Origin of the sequence: Streptomyces sp. NBC_00448, from assembly GCF_036014115.1 — a bacterium.
GTDB lineage: Bacteria > Actinomycetota > Actinomycetes > Streptomycetales > Streptomycetaceae > Actinacidiphila.
Window position 1 is genome coordinate 4,537,503 of record NZ_CP107913.1, and the last position, 26,293, is coordinate 4,563,795.

Consider the following 26,293-nt stretch of genomic DNA (forward strand, 5'->3'; position numbering starts at 1 on the left):
CGCGCAACCGGTTCACGCCGGGGGCTCACAAAGACGCAGGTCAGCAGCCCCGAACGGGCGCGGCGCAGCAGACATGCTCAGGGAGTCACACAGCGACTCCCCGGCTTCGGGAGAACGCGCAGCGACGCCCTTCCCTCCTTGCGGTTCCCCTCGGCGCCCGGCTGGGCGTCGCTCGCCCGATCAGGGGACTTGCGCCGCTAACCACCGACTCCTCCAGAGTCTGCTCACCCAAATCCACCGTATGCCGTCCGGCATGCACGACAACAAGGACTCGCCATGAGCACCACTGACACCCATTCGAATGACCCGCAGTCCCACGAAGCCGCTCCGAGCGAGCCGCACGCGCCGGAACAGGGCTCCCCGGACCGCACACGTGCACAGAACACCCTGGCCTGGACCACGGTCGGGTTGTCCGCGGCCCTCTGCACCACCGGTGCGGTCCTCTCCCTGACCGGCCACCAGGAAACGGGCATCGCACTGATCCGCGCCGGTTCCTTGGGAGGGGCCATCCGCATCCGGAAGTAAGGCACTACTCACTGGCCCCGCTGCCGAACGCGCCCCGTCCGGCAGCGGGCCACTGCCTCTGCGCGCCTCTCCACGTCGTTCGCGAAGCCTCTCCGCAGACCTCGTCGAGGACACACGCCGCCGGACGGAGCTCGGCTCGCCGGGCGGCACGGGTGATCGCGTCCGGGCTCGCATCGTCCACGGCGCAGGATACCGACTTCCACGGGCGCGCGGTCAGGGGCGGCGTGGTGACCAGTCGAAGACCAGGCAGCTCCGCGGCTTGCGCAGCACGTGGCCGGTGGGCAGTTCGGCGTCGGGGGTGTCGGCGGGGTGGACGGTCAGACGGGGGCCGGGGCCGTACCGTACGTCGCGGTCCCACGCGCGCACCCGGTCCGCCAGCAGATCGGACAGGGCCCGGGCGCGCGGGCCGAAGGCGTGGACGCCGAACTCCCATACGGACTGGGCCTCTTGGCGAGAATCATGGGTCGGCTCCTGGTTCGTCTCGCGGATCTTGACGTGGGTCAGGTACGCGAGGGAGTCGCCTTGCGTGACCGCGGCGGCGTCGGTGCCGCTCGGCAGTTCGAGGTGCGCGGTGTCGGGGTCGTCGGGACCTCGGGTGAGGGACAGCCGGCAGAACCCCTGCACGGTGGTGGCGAGGAAGAGCTGAAGCGTGGCGAAGGGGACGCCGGACTCGATGGTGACCCCGGTCGGCGTGTCCAGGCGCGGCATCGTCAAGGCGGCGTCCAGCCGGGCGGTGTCGCCGGGTTCGCCGTCCTCGAACCGCAACTGGACTTTTCCGGAGACCAGTTGTACGACGGGTGTCTGCCGGCCGCCGATGCCCTGGTCGCGTACGAAGCCGCAGACCGTGAAACCCTGGGCGACCAGCGTGTCGCCTTGCCGTTGGAAGGCGATCGCCCGGGTGTAGCCGCCGACTTCGAGCGGGACGACCAGGTGGCCGCCCTGGGCGAGTTGAGCGGTCCACGCGGGCGCGAGGTCCCAGCAGTTGTGGGTGAGGAAGATCGCGTCGAAGCCGGTTCGCGGCACGTGGTGCTCGGGTGCGCCGAGTGCGCCGTCGCCGAGGAGGAGTCGCACCCGGCCGTAGCCCGCCTCGTCGGTGAACCGGCTCGCGCGGCGGATGACGTACGGGTCGATGTCGAGGCTGACGACCGTCCCCGTGGGGCCGACGATCTCCGCGAGCAGGGACGCCTTGTAGCCGCCGGAGCCGATCTCGAGGACCCGCATGCCGGGTGCGAGCCGGGCGTTCTCGATCATGTCGGCGTGCAGCCAGGCCGCGCTGACGGAACTGATCGCCCGCCCGTCGCCGTCCCGGCGGGTCACCACGGCCAGGTTGGCGTCGTACGCGGTCTCCAGGGGGACTTCGGGCGCGTAGCGGTGGCGGGGGACCGTGCGGAACGCGGCCTCCACCAGCGGCGTACGCACGCATCCGTCGGCGACGATCGAGTCGACGAGCGCGTCGCGCAGCCGGACGGCGGCCGAGGGTTCTCCCGGTACGGGGACGGCCGCGACGGCGTGCGGGTAGCGGTGGGGCGGGTGGGCCGGGTCCAGGCCGGGCAGGATGCCGGGCCAGACCGTGTCGAGCGCGTGGACGGCCGGCGCGGAGAGCGGCCCGATGCCGGACAGGGTGTGCGGCTCGTGCCACTCCCATTCCCCTCGCGTGGAGTCATACGGTTCGAGGCGCGCGAGCGTTCCGGACCAGGTGGTGACGCGGACCACGGCGGTCAGCCGGGGCACTCCGTGGGCGTCGTCGGTCACCATCGCCAGCAGCTGGGCGTGCGCGGGGTCGGCCCGCAGGCCGGTCCGCTCGGCCAGTTCGCGGACGGCCGCTTCCTCGAACGACTCCGATCCGCGGTTCTTCCCCCCGGCCAACTCCCAGCTACCGCGCGGCGAACGGCCCAGCAGAATCCGTCCACTTGAGTCGGTGACGACCGCGTACGCCGCGGTCAGCGCCTGCGGGGAGGACGGGCCGTCCGGTTCGCCGCCCACCGCCAGGGCCCGATCTCCGGTGCCGGGAGCGGGAATTCGCTCGGACAGCACCACCTGCTCGGCACCTTCAAGATGCTGGCGGCCCCGTTCGCGTGCGCGGTGGCCATCCCGGTCGTCCTGCGTGCCGTCTCCCATGATCTGCCTAACTGGGCTACCGGGCACGTGGTTTCGGCCGCGGGAGGAGTGCCGGGTGGCGCCGCGCGGGTCGCGTCGCGGGTGGGAAGCGGTGGCCGCGGCCCTCCTACCCGGCGCCCGGGAAGAGTTCGAAACTTTCGAAGCGAGTCGTCGCTGATCGGTCGACCATCTCACCTTGAACGACAGAAGGTTGGGAGGATCTGGAGCATCAACCGTCTGGCCTGCGGAGTCAGAGGGGAGAAGGTACTCCAGCTCTCCCGAATCATTCGTCGGCAGCGCCGAAAGTGTTGACAGCGCTTGAGGGTTGGCCAACACTGTTCGCCGTCGGCGGACCCCACTCGCCGGCTCGGGTCACCTCCCCACCCCGGCTCTCCGACCGCCGAGCGCACGGCGCTCGGTCGCGCTCGGGTCGCCGCGCGGCACACCACCGCGCGGTCGTCACACCGCTCGTCCACCACCGGTGACCCGCGCAGCGTCCACTCACGCTGCCTTCCCCCCACCCTTGATCAGGAGGAAGCGCCCTCATGAACCTCGCCTCGGCCCGATCGACGCGTCCCATGAGCACCAGACCCCACCTGAACACCGGACCCCACCCGACGACACGCGCCCTGGTCACCGTTCTGGCGGCCCTCGGACTGGCCGTGGCGAGCGCCTTCGCCCTCGGCGTCGGCGCGGCCCCGTCGAACGCCGCCACCTGCAACGGCTACGTCGGGCTGACCTTCGACGACGGGCCGTCCAACGACCACACCCCCGCCATCCTCAACGCCCTCAAGCAGAACGGGCTGCGGGCCACGATGTTCAACGAGGGCCAGTACGCCGCCGCGTATCCGGCCCAGGTCCAGGCCGAGATCGACGCCGGAATGTGGGTGGGCAACCACAGCTACACCCACCCGCACCTGATCCAGGAGAGCCAGTCGCAGATCGACTCGGAACTCTCCCGCACCCAGCAGGCGATCGCCGCCGGTGGCGGCGGCACCCCGAAACTGTTCCGGCCGCCCTACGGCGAGACCAACGCCACCCTGAAGGCGGTCGAGGCCAAGTACGGCCTGACCGAGATCATCTGGGACGTCGACTCGCAGGACTGGAACGGCGCGAGCACCGACGCCATCGTGCAGGCCAACTCCCAACTCACCAACGGCCAGGTCATCCTGATGCACGAGTGGCCGGCCAACACGCTGGCCGCGATCCCGCGGATCGCGCAGATGCTGGCGGGCAAGGGCCTGTGCGCCGGCATGATCTCCCCGCAGACCGGCCGCGCCGTCGCCCCCGACAGCGGGAGCGGCAGCACGGGCGGCACGGGAGGAACGACCGGCGGCACCACCAGCGGTACGACCGGCGGTTCGACCGGCGGTACGGGCGGGGGCAGTTGCACCGCGACGCTTTCCGCCGGAGAGCAGTGGTCCGACCGGTACAACCTCAATGTGTCGGTCAGCGGTTCCAGCAGCTGGACCGTCACCATGAACGTCCCCTCCCCCGAGAAGATCATCGCGACCTGGAACGTCAACGCGACCTGGCCCAGCAGCCAGGTGCTCACCGCCACTCCCAACGGCAGCGGCAACAACTGGGGCGTGACGATCCAGACCAACGGCACCTGGACCTGGCCCACCGTTTCCTGCCAAGCCTCCTGAGCCCTCCACCGTCACGCGAGGGGGAGGGCACCCAGGACGACGGCAGGATCGACGTCCGGCGGTTCGGCAGGCAGCAGCGGCAGTTCGGCCCGGGCGGCGGCGTCCTTGCAGGGGGCGCCGCCGTGGGGGCGGTGGGGGCGGTGGCCGGCAGCGGGGCTACGCGGCGGCTTGGGGGGCCGACTCCACCGCGTCCGTGCGGCAGTCGGCGCACAGCGCGGTGGGGTCGTGGGTACGGAAGGCGCGGTCGCAGCCGTCGCAGGTGGTGAGGGGGGCCGGGCGGGCGGTGGGAGCCGGATCGGCCGGGAGCGGAGGTGGGAGGTGAGTGGCGAGGCGGTGTTCGAGTAAGCGGGCGGGGTGGTGGATGGGCGCGGAGGGCAGCCCGGCGGTCAGGGTACGGGTGATCTGGGCGGGGCTCGCCGCGCGGTCCAACCAGGTGTCGACCTGTGGCGCCAGGCGCGCGATCTCCCGTACGGAGAGCAGGAGTCGGGGGTCCGCCAGACGGAGCCGGGCGAGCAGATCGGCCGCCGGGCCCGTCGCGGTCCCCACTGCGGGCACGCCGTCCGAACGCGGGCTCCGCTCGCACGGCGCCACGGGTACGGGTACGGGTACGGGTACGGGTGGTGATACGGGTGCCGATACGGGTACGACCGGGGGCGGTTGACGCGGCGGGGCCGCGGGCTCCCGAGCCGGAGGCACGGCTCCGGGACGGTCGTACGCAAGAGTGCGGGTCGCGAACCGGCCGCCGCCGAGCGGGACCCGGCGGCGTTCGAGGTAGCCCGCCGCTTCGAGTTCGTTCAGCGCGCGGCGGACGGTGATCTCGCCCTCGGGGAAGCGCAGGGTGAGCGCCTTGACGGTGACCGAGGCGCCGTCGGGCAGCGACTGGATGTGTACGGCGAGCCCGATCGCGACGGCGGACAGCCGGGGATGCTGGGCGAGGTGGTTGCCGATCACGGTGAAGCGGTCGGTGTGCCGGTGCCGGACGTGCAGCACTCCGGAGCGGGGCGCGTCGTCGGGGATCTGGTACGCGGGCGGGGCCGCGATAGACTGGGGGTCAGCCATCGGGAAGTCGTTCTCTTCCTTGGTGGTCAGGCCCTCGATCAGGATTGCCGTCCTGCCGGGGGCCGTACTTATGTCCGGACTTGTGTCCGGGATTGATGCGGCCGACCCTACCCGCCCGATCGGTTATTCGGACATTCCGTCACCCGTACGGGTGAACGCCGGGGGTGGGTGGGGTTTGGTGGGTGCTTTCCCGTTTCTTGACAAAGGGTCAGGTGGCGACCGGCACCCGTTCCACCGCGCCCCGGCGGGGCTGGGCGCGTCGGGGCCAGGCACGGCGCTCGGAACCGTTCACCACGAACTCGCCTTCCCAGGAGGGGCGGTGACCGTGGGCGAGGGGCGTGCCGCGAACCCGGTGCGCCTCACCGGTCGAGCCCGGGTCCCGAGCCTGCCCCTCCGTACGAACCTGCGCGCGGTCAGCCGCGGGGAATCCGGGCACCGGTCCTGCCGTTCTTACGCGGTGGTGCGAGAGCGCGCCGCTCGGGGTCAACGCACCACGTCAACACGCCTCGTCAGCGCAGCGCGTCCGCGATCGCCTCGGTCAACGGCACGGTCGGGCGCCCGAGCAGGCGCCGCAGGTCGCCGGAGTCGGTGAACAACTCGCCGCGGCCCATGGCGAGATCGGCGTCGACGAGGACGTCCGCCAGTTCGGCGGGCACGCCGGCGGCGGTCAGCGCCTGGGCGAAGGCGTCGGCCGGGAGGTCGGTGTACGTGATCGGCCGCCCGGTCGCCGCCGAGATCGCCTCGGCGAGCTCCGCCAGCGTGAACGCCTCGTCGCCGCCCAGCTCGTAGACATTGCCGGCATGGCCCTCGGCGGTCAGCACGACCGCGGCGGCGGCAGCGTAGTCGGCGCGGGTCGCGGCGCTGATCCGGCCCCGGCCGGCCGCACCGATGACGGCTGACTCGCGCAGTACCAGCGGGAGTTGGGCGGTGTAGTTCTCCAGGTACCAGCCGTTGCGCAGCATCACGCTCGGGACGCGCTCGCGCAGGTACTCCTCGGTGGCGTGGTGGGTGGCGGACAGCGCGGTGGTGGAGGTGTCGGCGCGCAGCATGCTGGTGTACGCGACCAGGGTCACGCCCGCCGCCACCGCGGCGTCGATGGCGCGGCGGTGGTTGGCGACCCGCTCGTCCACGGTCGTGGTCGAGATCAGCAGCAGCTTGTCCGCACCCGCGAAGGCCGCGGCGAGGCTGTCCGGCTCGGCGAAGTCGGCCCGGCGCGCCACGACGCCGCGGTCGGCGAGGTCCTTGATCCTGGCGACGTCCCGGCTGGTCGCGACGATGTCCGAGGCCGGCACCCCGCGCGCCAGCAGTGCTTCGACGGTGAGCCGGCCCAGCCGTCCGGCGGCTCCGGTGACGACGATCGACATGGTGAAGTCCTTTCCTGCCGCGGGCCTCCCGCGGCACGAAATCCAGCGTGACCTGGTCACTCTCCTTTGGTAAGGAGCCACTTCCGGGTAAGGTGGCCACCCGGAGGAAAGGATCGAGGTGAGCGGGGTGACGACCGCCGAGGATGTGAGCGAGCCCATACCGTCCTGGGACCCGTACGCGCGCGGCTGCCCTTCGCGTGACGTGCTCGACCAGATCGGCAGCAAGTGGGCGGTGCTCGTGCTGGGCGAACTCGGCAGGCACGGTGCGTGCCGGTTCACCCAGCTGCGGCAGCGGCTCGCGGGAGTGAGCGAGAAGATGCTCACCCAGACGCTGCGCACCCTGGAGCGCGACGGACTGGTCCTGCGGACCGTGTACCCGGAGGTGCCGCCGCGGGTGGAGTACGCGTTGACGCCGCTCGGCGAGACGCTGCGAGGTCCCCTGAAGGCGCTCACCGAGTGGTCGGTGCGGTACATCGAGGACGTCCTCGCCGCCCGTGAGGAGTACGACGGCCGCGCGAAGCATTAGCCACCCGGAGCCACCCGGGCGAGGCGCGGCCGAGCGCCGCGACCACGGCGGTGACGGGGTCAGGGGAAGAGCGGGGAACCCAGCGGGCGGCGGGAGTCGAAGCCGGGGAGGATCAGGAAGGTCGCGCTCGCGGTCGTGGTGGTGAAGCCCAGCAGCGCGTCGGAGTCGTCCATGTGGGTCAGGGTGCTGGTGAAGGTCCGGATGTCGTTCTGGAAGCTGATGAAGAGCAGGCCGGCCGCGGGTGAGTCGGTGCTGTAGGAGCGGCGGAGCATGAGGCCGGCGCCCACGGCGTTGGCGTTGGCGCGGCGTACGTGGGCGTCGGCCGGGATGAGATAGCGGCCGTCGGGGGTCTTGGCGCCGAGGGACGGGTCCGCGGTGATGGTGCCGCCGGACAGCGGGTCGCCGGTGGCCCGGCGCCGGCCGAAGACCGCTTCCTGCTCGGCGACGGACAGCGCGGCGAACCGCGCCAGATCGAGTTCCATCCGCCGCACCACGGCGATGGTGCCGCCCGCGACCGGGGCCGGTCCGGCCAGCCACAGGTGGCGGTCCTGCGCGGCGGTCGTGTGCGGGCCCACGATGCCGTCGATGAAACCGAGCAGGTTGCGCGGTGCGGTGAGGGCCTTGTCCACGGCGATGTTCGGGCCGCGGTGGGCGGACTGGCGCCAGCGTTCGCGGAGGCGGTCACCGGCTTGGTCCAGAAGCGCGGTGGCGACGACCGGTGGTACGAGGGCGTCGCTCGCGCAGACCTGTATCAGCAGGTCACCGCCGCGTGCCTGGGCGGCGATCCGCTCGCGGGAGAACCGTGGGAGGTCGGTGGTGCCGGGCAGCGACCGGCCGGCCATCCGGACCAGCCGGGGGCCCACCCCGATCGTCACGGTGAGATCGCCGGGCGGCAGACCGAGCAGCCGGGCGTCGGACCCGTCGGCGAGCGCCCTTACGGTCGTGCCGAGTTCGGCCAGCAGCGGGCCGGCGTCCGCCGAGGCGGTCAGGTCGGCCACCACGGCGAGCAGGTTGCTCTGGGCCGGCTGCGGGAGGGTGATGCCCGCCTGGTGCGCACCCGTCGGCGGAACCGGCGCGGGCGAGGCCGCCGAGGCGGGGCCGGGCGCACCCGAGGAGGCCGAACCCGGCCCGCCCGAGTGCGACTTGGCGGAGTCGGACGCGGAGGAATCCGCGGTGCACCCCGCGGCGAGACCGAAGGCCACCATGGCACCGGTCGCGTCCAGGAACCTGCGACGTGACGGGTGGTGATCGGGCGTGCGCATGATGTGCAGCGTGCCATACCCGCATCCCCGTACACCGCTCAACTCCCCAATTCCCGCGGGGATTTCACCGCCGTGCCAGACTGTGCCCATGCCTCGATCAGCACTTCGCGTGACGGCTGCGTTACTGGTCGCGCTGGCGCTCCTGGCCGGCTGCGGCAGCGGCGGTGGCGGCCATGGCGATGACGGAGCGGCCAAGGGGCGGCGGCCCAGCGGCACGCACGTGACGATCCGCGTGCCCGCCGACGCCCCGACCATCTCGGCCGCGGTGTCCCTGGCCCGGCCCGGCGACCTGGTGCTGGTCGCCGCGGGCGTCTACCACGAGTCCGTGCGGATCGACACCTCTCGCGTCACGCTGCGCGGCGAGTCCCGGCAGAAGGTCGTCATCGACGGGCGGTTGCGGCAGCCCAACGGCGTCGTCGTCGCCGCGCCCGGGGTGGCCGTGGAGAACCTCACCGTGGAGAACAACACCCAGAACGGGGTGCTGGTCACCGGTTCCGCGGCGGCGGTCGCCGGGCTGCCCGGGCAGAGCGGCGGCTACGACACCGGCGACGAGCCCGTCCACTTCCTGAAGGCGTTCCTGGTCTCGTACGTGACCGCGACCCGCAACGGGCTCTACGGCATCTACGCGTTCTCCGCGCAGAACGGGGTGATCGAGCACTCCTACGCCTCGGGCGGAGCCGACTCCGGGATCTACGTCGGGCAGTGCAAGCCGTGCGGGATCGTCGTACGGGACAACGTCGCCGAACTCAACGCGGTCGGCTACGAGGGCACCAACGCCAGCGGCGACATGTACGTGGTGGGCAACCGCCTCGCCGGCAACCGCGTCGGTCTGACCACCGACTCCGACCACCAGGAGAAGCTGCTCCCGCAGCGCGGCGCCGTGATCGCCGGCAACCTGATCGCGGACAACCAGCAGCCGCGCACTCCCGAACAGGCCGACGGGGGCTGGGGAATCGGCGTCGGGGTGGACGGCGGCAGCGGCAACCGGTTCGTCCGCAACCGGATCAGCGGCAACGCCGACGCCGGGTTCGTGATCACCGCGACCGCCGACCTGCAGCCGGACGGCAACCAGATCACGGACAACACGTTCAGCGCCAACGGCGTGGACGTCGGCTGGACGTTCCCCAACGCCACGCGGGGGAAGGACAACTGCCTGCGGGGCAACGTCCTCCACACCACCACGCCCGCGCGGATCGCGGCGACCGCGTCCTGCCCGGTGCGGACCGACTCGGCCACGCCGTCGGGCAGTTGGACCAGGCCGCAGGCGCCCGCCGGCATCCCGTTCACCGACGTGGCCGCGCCCGGCCCGCAGCCGCAGTTCCCGAACGCCACCACCACCGGGGCCACCGTCGTGCCGGCCGTTCCCGCGCTGCCGGACACCGCGGACGTCCCGCTGCCGTCGCCGTCGCTGCTCGCGACCGGCGCCCGGGTGCAGACCTCGTGAACGGGCCTACGCAGATGCGCACTTGACGTCATACGCCGGGGAGCCACCAGGAGCCGGGATTCCGGTCACGGCTTCGGCGTGGCTCCCGGCAGCGGCCGGACCGCTACGTACTTCTGGGTGTCGAAGTCGATGACCACCGGTTCCGGTTCGGAGGCCACGCCGGCCCGTACCCGGTACATGGTCCCGTCCGCGCCGACCCAGTAGCGCACACTGCCCGAAGTCCCTTGCCCGGAGCCGGATTTCGGACCGGTCATGACGACCACCTGGTGGCCGTGCACCGTGCCCTCGCCGACCCGCGCGGCGCCGTTCTGCGGCAGCAGTTCGGCGTTGTCCGGGCGGTCGCTGCCGAGGCTGAGCGCGATGGCCAGCGCGCTGTCCAGGGAACTGCCGGCGTTCGTCAGCGGACGGCCGTACCAGCCGGAGGAGGGCGGCGACGCCGGCGCGGTGGCCGGGGCGTTCGCCATCGGGTGGACGAGCACCGTGCCGGCCGTCCACTCGACCAGCCCGTCGCTGGAGGTGTCCCGCCCGCTGCCGCGGACCACCCCGTAACCGATCTCGGCGCGGTAGTCGATGGACCCGCTGACGACCAGACCGCCGCCGGTGCTCGGCACGGTGATCGTCACCGCGCGGCCGCCGGCCTGGTAGTTGCGGAACCGGGTGATCGCCAGACGGTTCGCCTCGTCCGAGGTCAGGGCGCGCCGGCCGGTGGAGCCGCCACCGCTGCCGCCGACGAGTACGAACGCGGTTGCCGCGGCAGCCGCGAGGACCAGGGCGGCGGCCGCCCAGCGTAACCGCGTGCGCCGGGGGCGGCGGCTGCCCGCCGCGCGCCGCGGGAGACCCTTCGTGATTCTCACGCGGCGCGATGCTAACAGGTCTCCTGGGCAGGACCCGCCGAAACTTTGTGTTTCCGGTGCATGACGCTCCGTCAACTTATACCGTGGCGACCGAGCTTGCTGTGTCGGCGTCGGCGGTCGGCGCCGACGTGGTCCGAACAAGGGAAAGCCATGCCATTACACAGGCTGGTGCGAGTGGGGCTCTCAGGGCTTCTCCTGATGGGCGCCGCCACCGGCACGGTCGTGACGAGCGCCGGACAAGCCGGCGCGTCGACCTCCGACGGCACCCTGACCGTCGAGGTGTTGAGGGACTTCTTCGGCACCGGCGTGATCAACGCCACCACGGACGTGCCGCAGCGGGGCATGAAGGTCGATGTCACCGATGCCGCCGGCCACCACGTCACCGGCACCACGGACGCGACCGGCAAGGTCGTGGTACCGCCGTCGGCCGAGCTGACCGGCGGCCGCTACCGCGTCGACGTCACCGTCCCCGCGCCGTACAGCGGATATCTGCGGGCCGCGCCCGCCTCGACCGCGGAGAACCACTTCGACAGCTTCACCAGTTTCGTCGACGTCTCGGGCGGCAAGGACGCCTCGGTGATCACCGGCGTCTGGGACGCGGCCGACTACACGCTGCCGGACTCGCGGTACTACGTACCGATCCAGAGCGGTGGCAAGGGAACCGACACCCGGGCGCTGGTGGCGTTCGGCACGGACGTGCGGGGCACGTGCCCCACCGACGCGTCGTGCCCGACCGCCCTGGACACCCAGGCCGAGGTGGGCACCACGTTCGGGCTGGCGTACGACCGCTACCGCGGGCGGCTGTTCCAGAGCGCGTTCGCCCGCCGCTACGCCCCGTACGGGCCGGACGGCGGCGGCGCGATCTACACCGTCCCGGTCGACGGCGGGGACGCGAAGCTGTTCGCGACGGTGCCCGGCGCCGCCGTGACAGCGCACGACACCGGCGACATGATCAAGGACCCCGGGTTCACCGAGGCCCCGGGCAAGGAGAGCATCGGCGGGGTGGCCCTGTCGGAGGACGGCTCGACGCTGTACGCGGTGAACCTGCTCACCCGCACTCTGGTGAGCTTCGACGCGACGGGGTCGACCGCTTCGGCGCCCAAGGCCACGGTGCCGATCCCGGACCCGGGCTGCGCGGCGTCCGGCGACTGGCGGCCGTTCGCCCTCGCCGTCCACGACAACAAGCTGTACGTCGGCGGCGTGTGCGACGCGGAGAGCACGAAGGCGCGCTCCGACCTGAAGGCCGTCGTCTCCACGTACGACGGCAAGGGGTTCGACACCGTGCTGACCCAGCCGCTCGGCTTCGAGCGCGGGACCGTCTTCACCGGTATCGGCAACACCGACCAGGCCACCCACTGGAACCCGTGGGACACCAGCATCGCGACGTGGGACCAGCGGGCTGCGTCGGGCACCACCTTCATCGACCCGCAGCCGGAGCTGTCCGGGCTCGCCTTCGCCAACGACGGGTCGATGGTGCTGGGCTTCCGCGACCGGTTCATGGACGTCCTCGGCGCGAACGGGCTGGACCCCCGCCCGGGGAACAACACGCCGGAGTTCGGCATGTCCGGCGGCGACATCAACATGGCCTGCGCCGATCCCACCGGTGGGTACGCGTGGGAGGGCACCGGCGACTGCCCCAACAACGCCACCCCCGCCAACGACGACAACGAACCCGGCTCCGTCGTCGAGTACTTCCCGGGTGACTTCTTCTCCGGCGGCCACCAGGAGACCGCGCTGGGCGCCGTGGCCCACATCCCGCGGGAGCCGTCGGTCGTCAGCACGGAGTTCGACCCGACGGTCAACGTCGAGACCGACGGGACGGGTTACCACGACCTCGCCACCGGCCAGGGCCCGGGCAACGGCACCTCCACCAACGCGTACCAGTTCGTCGGCCAGGAGCAGAACGGCTTCGGCAAGGCCGGCGGCCTCGGCGACATCGCGTACGCCGCGGCGAACGCGCCGATCCAGATCGGCAACGTGGTCTGGTACGACGGCGACCACAACGGCATCCAGGACGCCGGGCAGGTGCTGCTGCCGGGCGCGACGATCAACCTGCTCGACGCCCACGGCAAGCAGGTCGCCACGACCACGACCGACGCCGACGGCGAGTACTACTTCGGCGGGGTCGGCGCCGACTACCAGCTGACACCGGGCGCGAAGTACACGGTGGAGTTCGACGTGTGCACCGCGGACACCAGCGACGTGCCGGGCACACCGGGGGCGGACAAGCTGCGCTTCACGCTCCCGCTGGCCGGCAAGGACCGGGCGCACGACTCCAACGTGGTCCCGCCGACCACCGGCCGGTTGTGCGACGGCACCGCACCCGTCACGGCTCCCGCGCAGGCGGGAGGCGTGGACCACACGATCGACGCGGGTGTCTACATCCCGAAGAAGACGCCGCCGACCTCGCCGCCGCCGACGTCCTCGTCCCCCACATCCGCTCCGACACACGGCTCGGCGCCCACCAACTCGGCTTCAAGCAGTCCGAGTTCGGGCTCCCTCGCCGCCACCGGCCTGTCCGGCTTCGCGGAGATCCTCGCGGTCGTCGCCCTGCTGGTCTGTTCGGGTGCGGTGATGGCCTACGTGAGCCGAAGGCGACACGCCGGCCACCACTGACAGCCGTACGTACCCCACAGGCGGGGCGGTGCACCACGCACCGCCCCGCCGCCATGTCCGCGTACGCGTACGCGTACGCGATCGGGCAGGAGTCTCGGGCCGGAGTTGTCGTACCCCCGCGGTAGCGTCAACGGTGTAGGCAGGTTCACACTCTGCGGTCGACGGAGGCGCGCGGATGACGAGCACGACAGGCGAGCCGGTGGGGGTGCTGCCCCGGGTGCTGCCCGCACGGCACCCGGACCCCCTGTGGGCCGCCCGGTGAACGCCGAACTCACGGCCCTCAAGGGCGCCCTCGACCAGCAGCGCGAGCACATCGCCGGGAACCTCGAAGGGCTCTCGGCGGAGGACCTGCGGCGGCCGGTGCTGCCGAGCGGCTGGAGCTGCCTGGAACTGCTTCGCCACCTCACCGTGGATGTCGAACGCTTCTGGTTCCCGGGGGTGATCGCCGGAGAGCCGGACGTGGCCGCACAGCTCACGACGGGCGCCGAGACGCACTGGTACGTCCCCGAGGGCATGAGCGCCGAGGAGGCCCTCGCCGACTACCGGGCGGCGATCGCGCGCGCGGACGCCGTGCTCGCCACCGCCGTGCCCGAACAGGAGCCCGCCGCCTGGCCGGTGGAGATCTGGCCGACCTGGCGGCTGCCTGACGTCCGGCACATCGTGATCCACGTGCTCACCGAAGTCACCTGCCACAGCGGCCACTTGGACGCGGTACGCGAACTGATCGACGGCCGCACCCGGCTCGGCGGCAATCCGTACGGAAAGGCATAGCCCCGGTGGGCCCGGGTGTCGCGGCCGGGCCCACCGGGAGTCGTGAGGCGGTTCAGCGGGTGCGGTCGTCCTTCGCGGGCAGCGTGCGGTCGTTCGGCGCGGGCAGGTGGGCGCCGCGGGTCTGCACGGTCAGCGACGGACGGCCGGCGGCCGACGCCTCGGACGCGGGGCCGTGGACGGTCGGCAGCGCCTTCGTGAGGGTCTTCGACGACGTGCCGCCGGCAGCCGCGGCCGGGGCGGCGCCGCCGGCCCACCACACGGTGGTCAGCTGCGCGCTGCTGATGCCGATCGCGTCGCCGATGCCGGCGCGGGCGGCGGGCGCGTACGCGTCGTTGCCGCCGAAGGTCGCCACCTCCTGGATGCTCGCGGACTCCTTGGTGAGGTAGCCGGAGGTCAGCGAGGACAGCGCGTCCGCGCCCGACCACAGGGTCGGGCCGTAGACGGCCGTCACCGCGTTGCCGGTCACCGCGTTGGACCAGGTCGAACCCCCGTCCACGGTGGCGATGTTGGGCGCGGTCCACCAGAAGTTCGCCAGGTTGACCGCGGTCTGCTCGTACGAAGTGCCGCTGACGTCGTAGAACTGCCACTGCTCGGCCAGCGGCGTGTTCTCCAGCGCCGTCCTGGCGTTGGCGCCCACCGACACCAGCCCGGTGGTGTCCGGGTCCAGCGAGTCGAGGTACGTCTTGACGGCGGCGGGAATGGTCGTGCCCTTGACCAGCAGCACCACGCCGAGTCCGTGGTAGCCGAGCGCGCCGGCCGCGGTGGAGGCCGAGACCGGGTCGTGGTAGTCCATGCCGTCGGCGACGAACACCCAATCGGGCTTCTTGGTGATCTGCGTGGCGGTCCGGGCGGAGACCGACGCCAGGTCGGCGCCGTCCATCCGCAGCGCGGTGTAGCCGAGCGCGCTGATCTGGGAGGACACCGTGGAACTCAACTGCGAGGTGTTGCCCTCCAGGTAGACCGTGCTGCCCTTGGGGAGCGTGCGCTTGAGTTCGGCACTGGCCGTGGCGTCCAGCGAGCCGCCGGCCGTCAACACGATCGGGCCCTGCTTCTCCGCGGCCAGCGAGATCGCGGGGGTGGCGTAGGTGGCGTTGGTCTTGTTGACCAGGACCGCCGAGTGCGCGGTGATCAGGCCGGGTACGTGGGCCGCGCCGGTGGTGTCGAAGGTGAAGCGGGACGCGGCCTGGTCGATGGTGATGCCCCCGGTGCCGTACACCCGGTCCAGGGTGTTGTTGCGGACCGGTTGCCAGGCCGGCTTGGTGCCGAAGGAGCTGAAGTTGGCGACGATGCCGTCGCTCAGAGAGATGATCTTGGTCGAGGTGGCGGTCGTACCGGACGACGAGGCGGAGGCACCGTAGGCGATCCGCCCGCCGGCCGGGTCCCAGGCCGGGTCGAAGTGGTTCACCGCGTCGGTGGTGATCTGCTTCTCGCCGGTGCCGTCGGCGGCGGCCGTGAAGACCTGGCTGACGCCGTCGACGACCCGGGTGAAGGCCAACTGGCTGCCGTCCGCGGAGAAGGCGGGGTCGGCGCCGTCGGTGACGATCCGCTGCACGGCGTTCGTGTCCGGGTCGAGCGTCCAGATGTCCGCACCGGACGCCCCGCAGGTGGTGCGCTCGAAGGCGAGCGGACCGAGGATGCTCGCGCTCGGGTGGGCGTCGCAGGTCCCGGCCGGCGGCTGGTTCGCACCGGTGAGCAGCGGCTGCTGGCCGATCGACGCGTCGGACGGGCCGTAGAACAGCTCCCGGCCGGTGCTGGTGACGATGTCGCTGCCGTCCAACCAGAAGGCGGCGTCGGTGTACTGGGTGCCGCCGGACGCGCTCTGCGGCCACTCGGTGGTGACGTGCGAGGCGTCGCCGACCAGGCGGGTGCTGGTGAGCCGGGTCGGGTCCTGGCCGCCGGCCACCAGACGGCTGCCGTCCGGGGACCAGTTGGCGGACAACCCCGCGGTGTTGGGCAGGTGCGGTACTTCGGCGGCCTCGTTGCCGTCGGCCTCGGCGGTGTTCACGCCGGAGCTGTCGACGATCGAGATCCGGCCGGTCCCCGCGGCGATCGGCATCGCCCCGGCCCGCGGTGCGGTCGCACCGAGGATGCCGGCCGCCAGCGAGGCGGCCGAGGTGATCGCCGCGAGGCCGCGGCGGGTACGAACTCTCAAGTGGAGCCCCCCAAAGACGCGATGCGGTGAGGCATCGACATACGGTGTGTGCGCCGTCAGGCCCGACCCCCCGGCCCCCGTGGTCGTCGGCGCGTCCCCCGGCGTGCGCCCGTGTCCGCGCGCCGCCACTCCTGACGATCTCCTGTCGCCCCGTGGACCCTATGGCGGCCCGCCGGTTCGCGACCGGGGCGTACGGTCGAACTCCTGGTGAACATCCGGGCGAGCCGTACCGTACGCAGCCGGGCCGCCCGACACGGAGCAGCGCGGGCCGTCCGACACGGAGCGGGCCGTCCGTTCCACGGTCGGGGCGCCGCCGGACCGCCGCAGGTCAGGCGCCCCGCACTCGCTTGTATGCGCTTACATACGGTCGTACAATCGCAGCCTTCGACGAAAGGGCTCCCGTGCGGTTCAACGGACAACGCAGTGACAACGCATCCGAGGGCGCGCATCGGAACCCACCGCCCTGGCTCGCCGATGCCGTGCTCTACCAGATCTATCCGGCGACCTTCGCCGACTCCGACGGCGACGGCATCGGCGACCTGCGCGGGGTGCGGGAACGGCTGGACCACCTGGCCTGGCTCGGCGTCGACACGCTCTGGCTCAGCCCCTGCTTCGCCTCGCCCTTCGGTGACGGCGGCTACGACATCACCGACTACCTCACCGTCGACCCCCGTTACGGCACCAACGAGGACGCCGACGCGCTGATCGAGGCCGCCCGCGAGCGCGGGATGCGGATCATGCTCGACCTCGTCCCCGGGCACACCTCGCACCAGCACCCCTGGTTCCTGGAGGCCGTCGAGAACCCGGACGACCACCGCTACATCTGGTCCGACCGCCTCGCCTCCCCGGTGCGCGGCTGGATTCCCAACCACGCGACGCGCGGCGGCTACTACCTCGCGAACTTCTATCCCATCCAGCCCGCCCTGAACTTCGGCTACGCCCGGATGGACCCGGCCGAGCCGTGGCGGCAGCCGGTGAGCGCGGAGGGCCCCCAGGCCAACCGCGCCGCGCTGCGGGAGATCATGGGGTACTGGTTCGACCGCGGTGTCTCCGGCTTCCGCGTCGACATGGCCGCCTCGCTGGTCAAGGACGACCCCGGGCTCGTGGAGACCGGCCGGCTCTGGGCGGAGATGCGGGAGTGGATCGACCGGACCCACCCCGGGTGCATCCTGCTCTCCGAGTGGGGCGACCCCAAGACCGCCGTACCGGCCGGGTTCCACGCGGACTTCTTCCTGCACTTCACCGGGCAGGCGCTGCGCTCCCTGTGGGACAACGGCACCGGCAGCCAGGGCGGGTGGGCCGACGGCCGGCCCTGCTACTTCGACCCCGAGGGCCGGGGCACGATGAGCACCTTCCTGGCCGCCTGGCGCGAGGCCGACGAGGCGATCGACGGCGTCGGCCACGTCGCCCTGCCCACCGCCAACCACGACTTCTCCCGGCTGACCTGCGGCCCCCGCACCCGCGACATGGTCGCGCCCGCCTTCGCCTTCCTGCTCACCTGGCCGTCGCTGCCGGTCATCTACTACGGCGACGAGATCGGCATGCGGTACGTCCCCGGGCTGCCGGACAAGGAAGGCAGCCAGCTCGACGGCGAGGCGCGCCAGGGGTCCCGTACCCCGATGCAGTGGGACGGCTCCGCGAACGCCGGCTTCTCCACCGCGCCCCAGGACCGGCTCTACCTGCCCGTCGACCCCGACGAGCAGCGGCCCACGGTGGCCGCCGCCCGGGCCGACGACGGCTCCCTGCTGCACCACGTCCAGCGGCTGATCGCGCTGCGCAAGGCGACGCCCGCCCTCGGCACCGGCGGCACGGTACGGGTGCTGCACCGCGACTACCCCTTCGTCTACCTGCGCGGCGACCGCCACCTCGTGGTGATCAACGGGCGCCGCGAGCCCGCGACGGCCCCGTGGCCCGCCACCGGCCCCGCCCCCCGCCCGCTCGCCGTCCACGGCGTCGACGTGACCGCGTCCGGCATCCAGGCCGCGGGGTTCTCCTACGGCGTCTACGAACTCGCCCCGGACACGGTCCTGAACGTCTGAGGGCCGCGGGGAAAGGGGAGTCGGCGTCCGGTACGACCCGGGCGCCGCTCCCGGGGCCGCCTGCCCGTATCCGCTACCCGCGCCGCTGCGCCGGCACGGACTCCCCGCAGCCGCAGCTCGCCCGCAGCAGCAGCGAGACCGGCAGCATCAGGGCGTGCGGCTCGCGCTGCGGTGCGCCGATGCGGTCCACGAGCAGCGCGACCGCCTCCTCGCCGATCCGCCGGCTGGGCTGGCGCACCGTGGTCAGCGGCGGGTGGGCCATCGCGCTGAGCGGGATGCCGTCGAACCCGGTCACCGCGATGTCCTCGGGAACGCGGATGCCGTGCGCGGAGAACTCCTCCAACGCCCCCACCGCCATCTGGTCGTTGGCCAGTATCAGCGCGTCGGGCAGCCCCGCCGCCCCGCGCGAACCGGACCGCGAACCGGACGTGGCGCCGGACCCCGAACCGGACCCCGAACCGGAGCCCGACCCCGATCCGGCCCCTTCGACGAGCGCCCGCACGGCGTCCCGCCCGGCGACGCGCGTGAGGTCGCCGCGCCGGACCGGCTCGGGCGGCACCGGCAGGCCGGCCTCGCGGCAGGCGTCCTGGTACCCGAGGAAGCGCGCCTCGGCGTCGGGGGAGTCCGAGGGTCCGCCGACGAACGCCAGCTCGGTCAGGCCGTGTTCCTCGATCAGATGGCGCGTCAGTTCCTTCTGCCCGCCGCGGTTGTCGACCTGGACGTTGTCGAGGTGGTCCAACTCGGGCGGCCCGGCCAGCATGACCACCGGCATCCGGCGGGAGACCGTCTCCAGTTCCCTCGCGTCCACGGTCCGGGACATGACCGCGAAGCCGTCGACGTGTCCGGCCAGCGTGGCGACCAGGCTCGTCGGCCCGTCCCGCAGCGAGGCCGCGATCAGCAGGGCGTAGCCGCGGCTGCGGGCGGCGCGCTCCATGCCGCGGATGATGTGGTCGGCGTAGAGGGTGGCGGCGTTCTCGTCGCCGTCGCCCGGGGCGTCGCTCTCGGGGTCGGTGTAGTCGGGGAAGCACAGGCCGAGGATGCCGGTGTTCCGGCTGGCCAGCCCGCGGGCGCTGCCGCTGGGGACGTAGCCGAGGTCGCGGGCGGCGGCGAGCACCTTCTCGCGGGTGGGCGCGCGCACCGCGTCGGGCGAACGGTAGACCCGGGACACTGTGGCGATCGACACACTCGCGCGCTCGGCGACGTCGTAGACCGTCGGCGTACCGGTCGTGCCCGACGCCGGCTTCCGCGCAGTGGCCACCTGATGCTCCTCTTCCGGTCAGCGTGTGCACGCCCGTTCCCCGTATGCGCATACACGCAGGAACCACACCGTACCCTCCCCGGCCGCGCGTCGGCCGCCGGCACCGTCGCGGTGCGCTCGGCGCGGGCCCGGAGGTGGTCCGCAGTTCACAGTCCCGGAACCTTGCGGAAACGAAATGTATGCGCATACAGTGCGGAAAGCGCAGGACAGGAGCCTGCGCCCTCCCTACTCGGAGGGCCTCAAGGGAGAGGATCGCCCGACCATGACGCGTGCCAGCGGGAGACGGCTGAGGGCCGCCGCCGCTTTCGGGATCGCCGCCACACTCGTCGCCACCGGATGCTCGGTCTCCGTGAAGTCCGGCACCTCGAATGTCGGCCCGACCACCCTGCTGGTCGGGGGTGCCGACAGCGGCACGCCGGCCCTCTTCCGGAACTTCAACCCGTTCTCGCCGAACAAGCGCAACCTGACGACGTGGATGTACGAGCCGCTGGAGGTCGTCAACAACCTCGACGGCAAGGAGACGCCCTTCCTGGCCACCGGCTACACCCAGCCGAACGCCAGGACCGTCGACTTCCACATCCGGCAGGGCGTGCGCTGGTCGGACGGCAAGGCGTTCACGGCGGCCGACGTGGCCTACACCTTCGAGCTGCTGCGCAGCCACCCCGCGCTGGACACCGGCGGCGTCTGGCAGCACATCGCCTCGCTGTCGGTCAGCGGCGACCACGTGGTGTTCCACCTGAAGAACGCCGACGTCCCCGCGGCGAAGGTCATCGAGGCGACCCTCATCGTGCCGGAGCACATCTGGCGCGGGGTCAAGAACCCGGTGACGTACACCGATCCGAACCCCGTGGTCACCGGCCCGTACACGCTGGCCCGCTTCACGCCCAACCAGTACACCCTGGAGAAGAACGACAGCTACTGGCAGGCCGACAAGGTCTCCGTCCAGAAGGTCGTCGTGCCGGGCTCCAGCCCGGACCTGGCCATCGCCACCCAGGGCTACGACTGGGCGTACTCCTTCTTCCCGAACGTGGACAACACCTGGGTGAAGGCGGACAAGCAGCACCACAGCTACTGGTTCCCGCCGGGCGGCATCGTCGGGCTGCTGCCCAACCTCACCAAGGCGCCGTTCGACAACCTCGACTTCCGCACCGGCCTGTCGCTGGCGCTGGACCGCCAGCAGATCGCCGACAAGGCGGAGCAGGGCTATGTGAAGGCGGCCAGCCAGACCGGCCTGCTGCTGCCCAACGAGAAGGCGTCGCTCAACACCGCCATCCCGAACCAGGGGATGGTGGCGCAGAACACCTCGGCCGCGCTCGCCGCCTTCGCCAAGGCCGGCTACACCCGGCGCGGCGGCAAACTCGTGAACAGCGCGGGCAAGCCGCTGAGCGTCAACCTCACGGTGCCGGACGGCTGGGCGGACTGGATGCAGGGCGCGCAGGAGATCATCCAGCAGCTCCGCGCGGTCGGGATCACCGTCAAGCTCGACAAGCCGCAGCCCGCGGCCTACCAGCAGTCCCTGCAGAACGGCGACTTCGACCTGGCACTGGGCACCGTCGGCGGCTCCGGGTCGCTCTACCAGGACTACAACAACCTGCTGAACTCGGCCTTCAAGAAGCCGGTGGGCACCTCCACCGCGTCGAACTACGAACGCTACGGCGACCCGGCGACCGACGCGCTGCTGGAACGGTTCAAGACCACCACCGACCCGGCCGAGCAGAAGCGCCTCGCCGACCAGCTGCAGAGCGTGGTGTACCGGCAGTTGCCGGAGATCTCGCTCTTCTACGGCGGCCTGTGGGGCCTTTCCAGCGACAAGAAGTTCACGGGCTGGCCCAGCCCGCAGAATCCGTATGCGTCCTTGATGACCTGGGGTTCCACCCCGCTTCTGGTGATGACGCATCTGCGGTTGGCGCAGTAGGCGACCGCGGAAGGGACGAGGAGAACCCCTCATGCGCTACATCCTGCGCAAGTTCGGGCTGCTGCTGCTCACCATGTGGGCGGCGGTCACGCTCAACTACGCGCTTCCCCGGCTGATGCCGGGCTCGCCGGCCGACGCGGCCGTCGCGAAGCTCTCGCAGAACGGCCCGGTGTCACCGTCCACCCGGGCCGCGATCGAGGCCCAACTGGGCGTGCCCAGCGGCAGTTGGTGGCACCAGTACGTGGAGTACCTGAACACCGTGGTCCATCTGCGGTTCGGGGTGTCCTACACCTTCTTCCCGCAGTCGGTCTCCGGCATGGTGGGCCAGGCACTGCCCTGGACCCTGGTGATGGTCGGCCTGGTGACCGTGCTGGCCTTCGTCGTCGGCTCGCTGATCGGCGTGGCCGCGGCGTGGAAGCGGGGCACCTGGCTGGACTCGCTGCCCACCCTGTCCGGCGCGTTCCTCGCGGCGTTCCCCTACTTCTGGACCGCGCTGCTGCTGGTCTTCTTCGTCGGCTACGTCTTCGGCTGGTTCCCGACCTCTGGGGCGTACTCCGCGGACGCGGTGCCGAACTTCTCGCTGGACTTCCTCGGCGACTCGCTCTACCACGCGGTGCTGCCGGCGCTGACGATCCTGCTGACCTCGCTCGGCGGCTGGATACTCGGCATGCGCAACACGATGATCGGCACCATCGGCGAGGACTACGTGACCTTCGCCGAGGCCAACGGCCTGCGCGGGCGCACCGTCGCCCTGCGCTACGCGGCCCGCAACGCGCTGCTGCCCAACCTCACCGGCTTCGGCATGGCGCTGGGCGGCGTGGTCGGCGGTTCGCTGCTGGTCGAGCAGGTCTTCAACTACCCCGGTGTCGGCCATCTGCTGTACAGCGCGGTGACCAACCACGACTACCCGCTGATGCAGGCGCTCTTCCTGATGATCACGGTGTGCGTGCTGGTCGCGAACTTCATCGTGGATGTCCTCTACGGCGTCCTCGACCCCCGGACCAGGCGGTGACCGAGATGACTTCCCCTACTGCGACCCCGCCGAACCCGCCGTCCACGCCGACCGCTTCGGCCTCACCGGCCGCCATGGCGCCCGCGGCGCCGTCGAGCTCGGCAGTGGTGCGCGCGCTCCAGGTCTTCGGCCGCTCGTTCGGCACGGTGTGGAGCAACGGCAAGGCCCGGGTGGGCCTGGTGATCCTCGCGGTCTTCGTCCTGGTGGCGATCTTCGCGCCGCTCATCGCGCCGTACTCCCCGCACGCGAACAACTTCCCGCCCGACACCGGCGGCAGCTCCGCGCACCTGCTGGGCACCACCGGCGCCGGCGAGGACGTGCTGTCCCAACTGCTCTACGGGGCACGGGTGTCGATCGTGGTCGGCTTCGTCGCCGGCGGCCTGACCACGCTGGTCGCGGTGGCGGTCGGGCTGTCCTGGGGCTATCTGCGAGGCTGGCTCGGCGACGTGGTCAACTTCGTCGTCAACCTCTTCCTGGTGGTCCCCGGCCTGCCGTTGATGATCATCATCGCCGCCTACCTGCAGAACGGCGGGCTGAAGATGATCGTGCTGGTGGTCGTGATCACCGGCTGGGCCTGGGGAGCGCGGGTGCTGCGGGCGCAGACCCAGTCGCTGCGCAGCCGGGACTTCGTCACCGCGGCGCTGTTCAGCGGCGAGAGCGCGACCCGGGTGGTGTTCCGGGAGATCCTGCCCAACATGACCTCGATGATCGCCGGCTCCTTCTTCGGCGCGGCCACCGCGGCGGTGCTGGCGGAGTCCGGGCTGTCCTTCCTCGGGCTCGGCGACCCCTTCACGGTCAGCTGGGGCTCGATGCTCTACTGGGCGCAGAACTCCAACGCCCTCCTCACCGGCCAGTGGATTCTGCTCTTCGCCCCAGGGCTGTGCGTCGCGCTGCTGGCCACCGCGATGACCCTGGTCAACTTCGGTGTCGACGGGCTGAGCAACCCGCGGCTGCGGGAAGGGAACGGACGATGAGCCTGCTCGACGTCAGGAACCTCAGCATCGTCTACGAGCCGCGCGGCGCCGAGCCGACCACCGCGGTCAAGGACGCCTCCTTCTGCCTGGAGGAGGGCGAGTTCGTCGGCCTGGTCGGCGAGTCCGGATCGGGGAAGTCCACGCTGGGCTTCGCGCTGACCCGGCTGGCCAAGCCGCCGGCGCGGATCTCCGAGGGCCGCATCCTCTTCGACGGCACGGACATCGCCGGGCTCGACACCGAGCAGGTGCGGGTGCAGCGGCGCGGCGGCTTCGCCATGGTCCTGCAGTCCGGGATGAACGCGCTCAACCCGGTACGCACCATCGGTCACCACTTCGGCGACGTCTTCGCCGCCCACGGCCATGTGCCGCGGCCCCGGCGGCGCGGCCGGGCGGTGGAGTTGCTGGAGAAGGTCGAGCTGACCGGGTCCGTCCTCGACCGCTACCCGGGAGAGCTGTCCGGCGGCATGCGGCAGCGCGTCTCGATCGCGCTCGCGCTCTCCCTCGAACCGCGGATGATGGTCTTCGACGAGCCCACCACGGCGCTGGACGTGATGGTCCAGCACGCGGTGATGCGCACCATCCGGGAACTGCAGGAGAGCGAGGGCTTCACCGCGGTCCTGATCAGCCACGACCTGGGTGTGGTGCTGGAGTCCACGGCCCGGGTGATGGTGATGAAGGACGGGGTCATCGTGGAGGACGCCCCCTCCCGGGAGATCTTCCAGCGACCCCGGCACCCGTACACGCAGACGCTGCTCGGCCACTACGCCGACCCGCGCGCGGAAGTCGTGGAGCTGCCGGGGTTGCCGGCGGTGGAGCCGATGAAGACGACGGAGCCGACTACGGCTACGGCTACGGCTACGGACGACGCCTCGCCGGCCGCCGCCGGGAGCCGTGGCCACGCGGCCGGTCGCTCCTCCGGCCAGGCGGGCGGGCACGCGGGCGGTCGTACCGGGACCCGGGCGGCCGCACAGGACGCCGTCGTCGTGGCGGACGTCAGCCGCGTCTACCCCGGGCGGCGGCGCGGGGACGCCCCGGTCACCGCCGTGGAAGGGGTCTCCTTCCGGCTGGAGCCGGGCGAGTCGATGGCCCTGGTCGGCCAGAGCGGATCGGGGAAGTCCACCCTGGCCAAGCTGATCACCGGGGTGGAGCAGCCCAGCAGCGGCACCGTCTCCTTCGGCGAGCTGCGGGTGGACCGGCTGCGCCGCCGGCAACTGCACAAGCTGCACGCCGACGTCCAGATGGTCTTCCAGGACCCGTACGCCGCGCTCAACCCGCTGCACACGGTCGAGTACACGCTCACCCGGCCGGTGGTGAACTTCACCGGGCGCAAGGGGGCGGAAGCCAGGAAGCGGGTGCTCGAACTCCTGGAGATCGTCGGGTTGACCCCGGTCGAGCAGTTCGCGGCGCGGCTGCCGCACGAGTTGTCCGGTGGACAGCGCCAACGTGTCGTCATCGCCCGCGCGTTGGCGAGCGACCCGCAGGTGCTGATCGCCGACGAGCCGGTCTCCATGCTCGACGTCTCGCTGCGGGCCGGCGTGCTGGCCCTGCTGCGCGACCTGCGCAGCGACTTCGGCGTCTCCCTGCTCTACATCACCCATGACCTGCTGTCCGCGCGGATGGTGACCGACAAGATCATGGTGCTCCACCAGGGCCGGGTGGTGGAGTCGGGGCCGACCGTCCAGGTGCTGCGCTTCCCCGAGCACGACTACACGACCCGGCTGCTGGACTCCATCCCGCAGCCCGCGCGCCGGTTCGCGGCCGCCGGACCCGACGAGGGCGCGGCATGAGCGGGCGCGGCGGCGTGAGCGGGGGCACGGGCGTGGCCGGGACCGGCGGCGCCGGCGCGGACGCGCGGGCGCGGGCCCGGACCGAGGCGGCGCAACGCGTCCGGCCGGGGCGGCGGTTCAGCGTGCTTCCGGTGCCGGCCTCCATCGAGATCCTCGAACTGGACGTTCCGGTAGGGCCGTTGACCGCCTTCCGGGCGCTCCCCCAGGGCCGTCCCGGCGCGCCCGTGCGCGGCACCGCGCTGCTGGTCCCGGGCTTCACCGGCTCCAAGGAGGACTTCGTCCCGCTGCTGCCGCTGCTCGCCGAACGCGGCTTCGACGCCTGGGCGTTCAGCCAGCGCGGGCAGGGCGACTCGGCGGCGCCGGCCGGCGAGGAGCGCTACACGCTGGACGCCTTCTCCGGTGACGTGCTCCATGTCGCCTCGCTCGTCGCCCAGTTGACGGGCCGGCAACGGGCCCATCTGGTGGGCCACAGCTTCGGCGGCACCGTGGCCCGGGCGGCCGCGGTCAGCGGCGGCCGGGAGGCGTTCGAGGACCTGACCATGCTCTGCTCGGGTCCGCACGGCTGGCCGGGCCGCAAGGCACCCGAAGAGGCGAAGCTGCGCGGGGCCGCGAAGCGGATCGACCTGTGGACCCTCGACCGGCCCGAAGCGGCCAGGACCGCACGGCGCGACCCCGACCGGCTCGGCGCGGGCGAAAGGTTCCTCCGCGAGCGCTCGATGCGCACCAGCGTGGACAGCCTGCTGGGAGCCATCGACATCCTCGCCGACCCGGCCGACTCCACACCCGAGTTGGCCGTCACCGCGCTGCCCGTCCTGGTCGCCCACGGCGCGCACGACGACGCCTGGCCGCAGGAGTGGCAGCGCACGATGGCCGAACGCCTCGGCGCCCGCTACGAGGTCATCGCCGGCGCCGGCCACCTTCCCAACCAGGAGAACCCGGTCGCCACCGCGGACCTGCTCTCCGACTTCTGGTCGCGCACCAGCTGACCG

Annotated in this window: 19 protein-coding genes; 12 read left to right on the plus strand and 7 right to left on the minus strand. The window is 72.0% G+C overall.

Annotated features, from left to right (window positions below):
• Positions 1–276: 276 nt before the first annotated feature.
• Positions 277–525, plus strand: a complete 249-nt coding sequence (locus OG370_RS19170) for a hypothetical protein (protein ID WP_328465900.1) — start codon at positions 277–279, stop codon at positions 523–525.
• A 213-nt stretch (positions 526–738) separates the two neighbouring features.
• Here OG370_RS19170 and fxlM read toward each other — a convergent pair whose 3' ends face one another.
• Entirely contained in the window at positions 739–2,562 is a 1,824-nt protein-coding gene (gene fxlM, locus OG370_RS19175) for a methyltransferase, FxLD system (protein ID WP_328465902.1), read from the minus strand.
• A gap of 638 nt (positions 2,563–3,200) precedes the next feature.
• On the opposite strand from fxlM, the gene OG370_RS19180 reads away from it, so the two are divergent.
• Entirely contained in the window at positions 3,201–4,271 is a 1,071-nt protein-coding gene (locus OG370_RS19180) for a polysaccharide deacetylase family protein (RefSeq protein ID WP_328465904.1), read from the plus strand.
• A gap of 156 nt (positions 4,272–4,427) precedes the next feature.
• On the opposite strand, the gene OG370_RS19185 is transcribed toward OG370_RS19180, so the two are convergent.
• Complete coding sequence (locus tag OG370_RS19185; protein WP_328465906.1) at positions 4,428–5,330, minus strand: hypothetical protein; 903 nt, start codon at positions 5,328–5,330, stop codon at positions 4,428–4,430.
• A gap of 509 nt (positions 5,331–5,839) precedes the next feature.
• Positions 5,840–6,694 carry an NmrA family NAD(P)-binding protein gene (locus OG370_RS19190; RefSeq protein WP_328465908.1) on the minus strand — a complete coding sequence of 285 codons (855 nt, stop codon included), beginning with the start codon at positions 6,692–6,694 and terminating at the stop codon, positions 5,840–5,842.
• A 127-nt stretch (positions 6,695–6,821) separates the two neighbouring features.
• Here OG370_RS19190 and OG370_RS19195 point away from each other — a divergent pair, with 127 nt between their 5' ends.
• Entirely contained in the window at positions 6,822–7,220 is a 399-nt protein-coding gene (locus tag OG370_RS19195; RefSeq protein ID WP_328465910.1) for a winged helix-turn-helix transcriptional regulator, read from the plus strand.
• A 59-nt stretch (positions 7,221–7,279) separates the two neighbouring features.
• On the opposite strand, the gene OG370_RS19200 is transcribed toward OG370_RS19195, so the two are convergent.
• On the minus strand, positions 7,280–8,482 hold the full coding sequence (locus OG370_RS19200) for a Dyp-type peroxidase (RefSeq protein WP_328465912.1): 1,203 nt from the start codon (positions 8,480–8,482) through the stop codon (positions 7,280–7,282).
• A gap of 88 nt (positions 8,483–8,570) precedes the next feature.
• Between OG370_RS19200 and OG370_RS19205 the strand changes: the two genes are divergently transcribed.
• The gene (locus OG370_RS19205) at positions 8,571–9,926 is read left to right on the plus strand and encodes a right-handed parallel beta-helix repeat-containing protein (protein ID WP_328465914.1); all 1,356 of its coding nucleotides are present in this window, start codon (positions 8,571–8,573) and stop codon (positions 9,924–9,926) included.
• Between the two features lie 65 nt (positions 9,927–9,991).
• Here OG370_RS19205 and OG370_RS19210 read toward each other — a convergent pair whose 3' ends face one another.
• Complete coding sequence (locus tag OG370_RS19210) at positions 9,992–10,696, minus strand: hypothetical protein (RefSeq protein WP_328474226.1); 705 nt, start codon at positions 10,694–10,696, stop codon at positions 9,992–9,994.
• Positions 10,697–10,930: 234 nt separating this feature from the next.
• Here OG370_RS19210 and OG370_RS19215 point away from each other — a divergent pair, with 234 nt between their 5' ends.
• Positions 10,931–13,396, plus strand: a complete 2,466-nt coding sequence (locus OG370_RS19215) for an SdrD B-like domain-containing protein (protein ID WP_443060704.1) — start codon at positions 10,931–10,933, stop codon at positions 13,394–13,396.
• A gap of 258 nt (positions 13,397–13,654) precedes the next feature.
• Positions 13,655–14,167, plus strand: a complete 513-nt coding sequence (locus OG370_RS19220; RefSeq protein WP_328465916.1) for a DinB family protein — start codon at positions 13,655–13,657, stop codon at positions 14,165–14,167.
• A gap of 52 nt (positions 14,168–14,219) precedes the next feature.
• Here the strand turns inward: OG370_RS19220 and OG370_RS19225 are convergent, their stop codons facing one another.
• On the minus strand, positions 14,220–16,319 hold the full coding sequence (locus tag OG370_RS19225) for a hypothetical protein (protein WP_328465918.1): 2,100 nt from the start codon (positions 16,317–16,319) through the stop codon (positions 14,220–14,222).
• Between the two features lie 401 nt (positions 16,320–16,720).
• Here OG370_RS19225 and OG370_RS19230 point away from each other — a divergent pair, with 401 nt between their 5' ends.
• The gene (locus OG370_RS19230) at positions 16,721–18,358 is read left to right on the plus strand and encodes an alpha-amylase family glycosyl hydrolase (protein WP_443060705.1); all 1,638 of its coding nucleotides are present in this window, start codon (positions 16,721–16,723) and stop codon (positions 18,356–18,358) included.
• Between the two features lie 73 nt (positions 18,359–18,431).
• On the opposite strand, the gene OG370_RS19235 is transcribed toward OG370_RS19230, so the two are convergent.
• Complete coding sequence (locus OG370_RS19235) at positions 18,432–19,616, minus strand: LacI family DNA-binding transcriptional regulator (protein ID WP_328465920.1); 1,185 nt, start codon at positions 19,614–19,616, stop codon at positions 18,432–18,434.
• Between the two features lie 262 nt (positions 19,617–19,878).
• Between OG370_RS19235 and OG370_RS19240 the strand changes: the two genes are divergently transcribed.
• The 5 genes from OG370_RS19240 to OG370_RS19260 are packed head-to-tail and all read left to right on the plus strand — an operon-like array spanning position 19,879 to position 26,290.
• Positions 19,879–21,531 (plus strand): ABC transporter substrate-binding protein, encoded by a 1,653-nt coding sequence (locus OG370_RS19240; protein ID WP_328465922.1) that lies wholly within the window; start codon positions 19,879–19,881, stop codon positions 21,529–21,531.
• A 31-nt stretch (positions 21,532–21,562) separates the two neighbouring features.
• Positions 21,563–22,543, plus strand: coding sequence for an ABC transporter permease (locus OG370_RS19245; RefSeq protein ID WP_328465924.1), 981 nt, complete (start codon positions 21,563–21,565; stop codon positions 22,541–22,543).
• 5 nt (positions 22,544–22,548) lie between these two features.
• Positions 22,549–23,517, plus strand: a complete 969-nt coding sequence (locus tag OG370_RS19250; protein WP_328465926.1) for an ABC transporter permease — start codon at positions 22,549–22,551, stop codon at positions 23,515–23,517.
• On the plus strand, positions 23,514–25,304 hold the full coding sequence (locus OG370_RS19255) for an ABC transporter ATP-binding protein (protein WP_328465928.1): 1,791 nt from the start codon (positions 23,514–23,516) through the stop codon (positions 25,302–25,304). Before OG370_RS19250 ends, OG370_RS19255 begins: the two co-directional genes overlap by 4 nt.
• On the plus strand, positions 25,301–26,290 hold the full coding sequence (locus tag OG370_RS19260; protein ID WP_328465930.1) for an alpha/beta fold hydrolase: 990 nt from the start codon (positions 25,301–25,303) through the stop codon (positions 26,288–26,290). Before OG370_RS19255 ends, OG370_RS19260 begins: the two co-directional genes overlap by 4 nt.
• Positions 26,291–26,293 lie beyond the last annotated feature (3 nt).

Excerpts from the sequence above, each read along its gene's own strand:
- OG370_RS19180 (WP_328465904.1), top strand. The coding sequence starts at position 3,201 with ATGAGCACCAGACCCCACCTGAACACCGGACCCCACCCGACGACACGC.
- OG370_RS19245 (WP_328465924.1), top strand. The coding sequence starts at position 21,563 with ATGCGCTACATCCTGCGCAAGTTCGGGCTGCTGCTGCTCACCATGTGG.
- OG370_RS19260 (WP_328465930.1), top strand. The coding sequence starts at position 25,301 with ATGAGCGGGCGCGGCGGCGTGAGCGGGGGCACGGGCGTGGCCGGGACC.
- OG370_RS19190 (WP_328465908.1), bottom strand. The coding sequence starts at position 6,694 with ATGTCGATCGTCGTCACCGGAGCCGCCGGACGGCTGGGCCGGCTCACC.
- OG370_RS19240 (WP_328465922.1), top strand. The coding sequence starts at position 19,879 with ATGACGCGTGCCAGCGGGAGACGGCTGAGGGCCGCCGCCGCTTTCGGG.
- OG370_RS19255 (WP_328465928.1), top strand. The coding sequence starts at position 23,514 with ATGAGCCTGCTCGACGTCAGGAACCTCAGCATCGTCTACGAGCCGCGC.
- OG370_RS19185 (WP_328465906.1), bottom strand. The coding sequence starts at position 5,330 with ATGGCTGACCCCCAGTCTATCGCGGCCCCGCCCGCGTACCAGATCCCC.
- OG370_RS19205 (WP_328465914.1), top strand. The coding sequence starts at position 8,571 with ATGCCTCGATCAGCACTTCGCGTGACGGCTGCGTTACTGGTCGCGCTG.
- OG370_RS19170 (WP_328465900.1), top strand. The coding sequence starts at position 277 with ATGAGCACCACTGACACCCATTCGAATGACCCGCAGTCCCACGAAGCC.
- OG370_RS19215 (WP_443060704.1), top strand. The coding sequence starts at position 10,931 with ATGCCATTACACAGGCTGGTGCGAGTGGGGCTCTCAGGGCTTCTCCTG.
- OG370_RS19250 (WP_328465926.1), top strand. The coding sequence starts at position 22,549 with ATGACTTCCCCTACTGCGACCCCGCCGAACCCGCCGTCCACGCCGACC.
- OG370_RS19200 (WP_328465912.1), bottom strand. The coding sequence starts at position 8,482 with ATGCGCACGCCCGATCACCACCCGTCACGTCGCAGGTTCCTGGACGCG.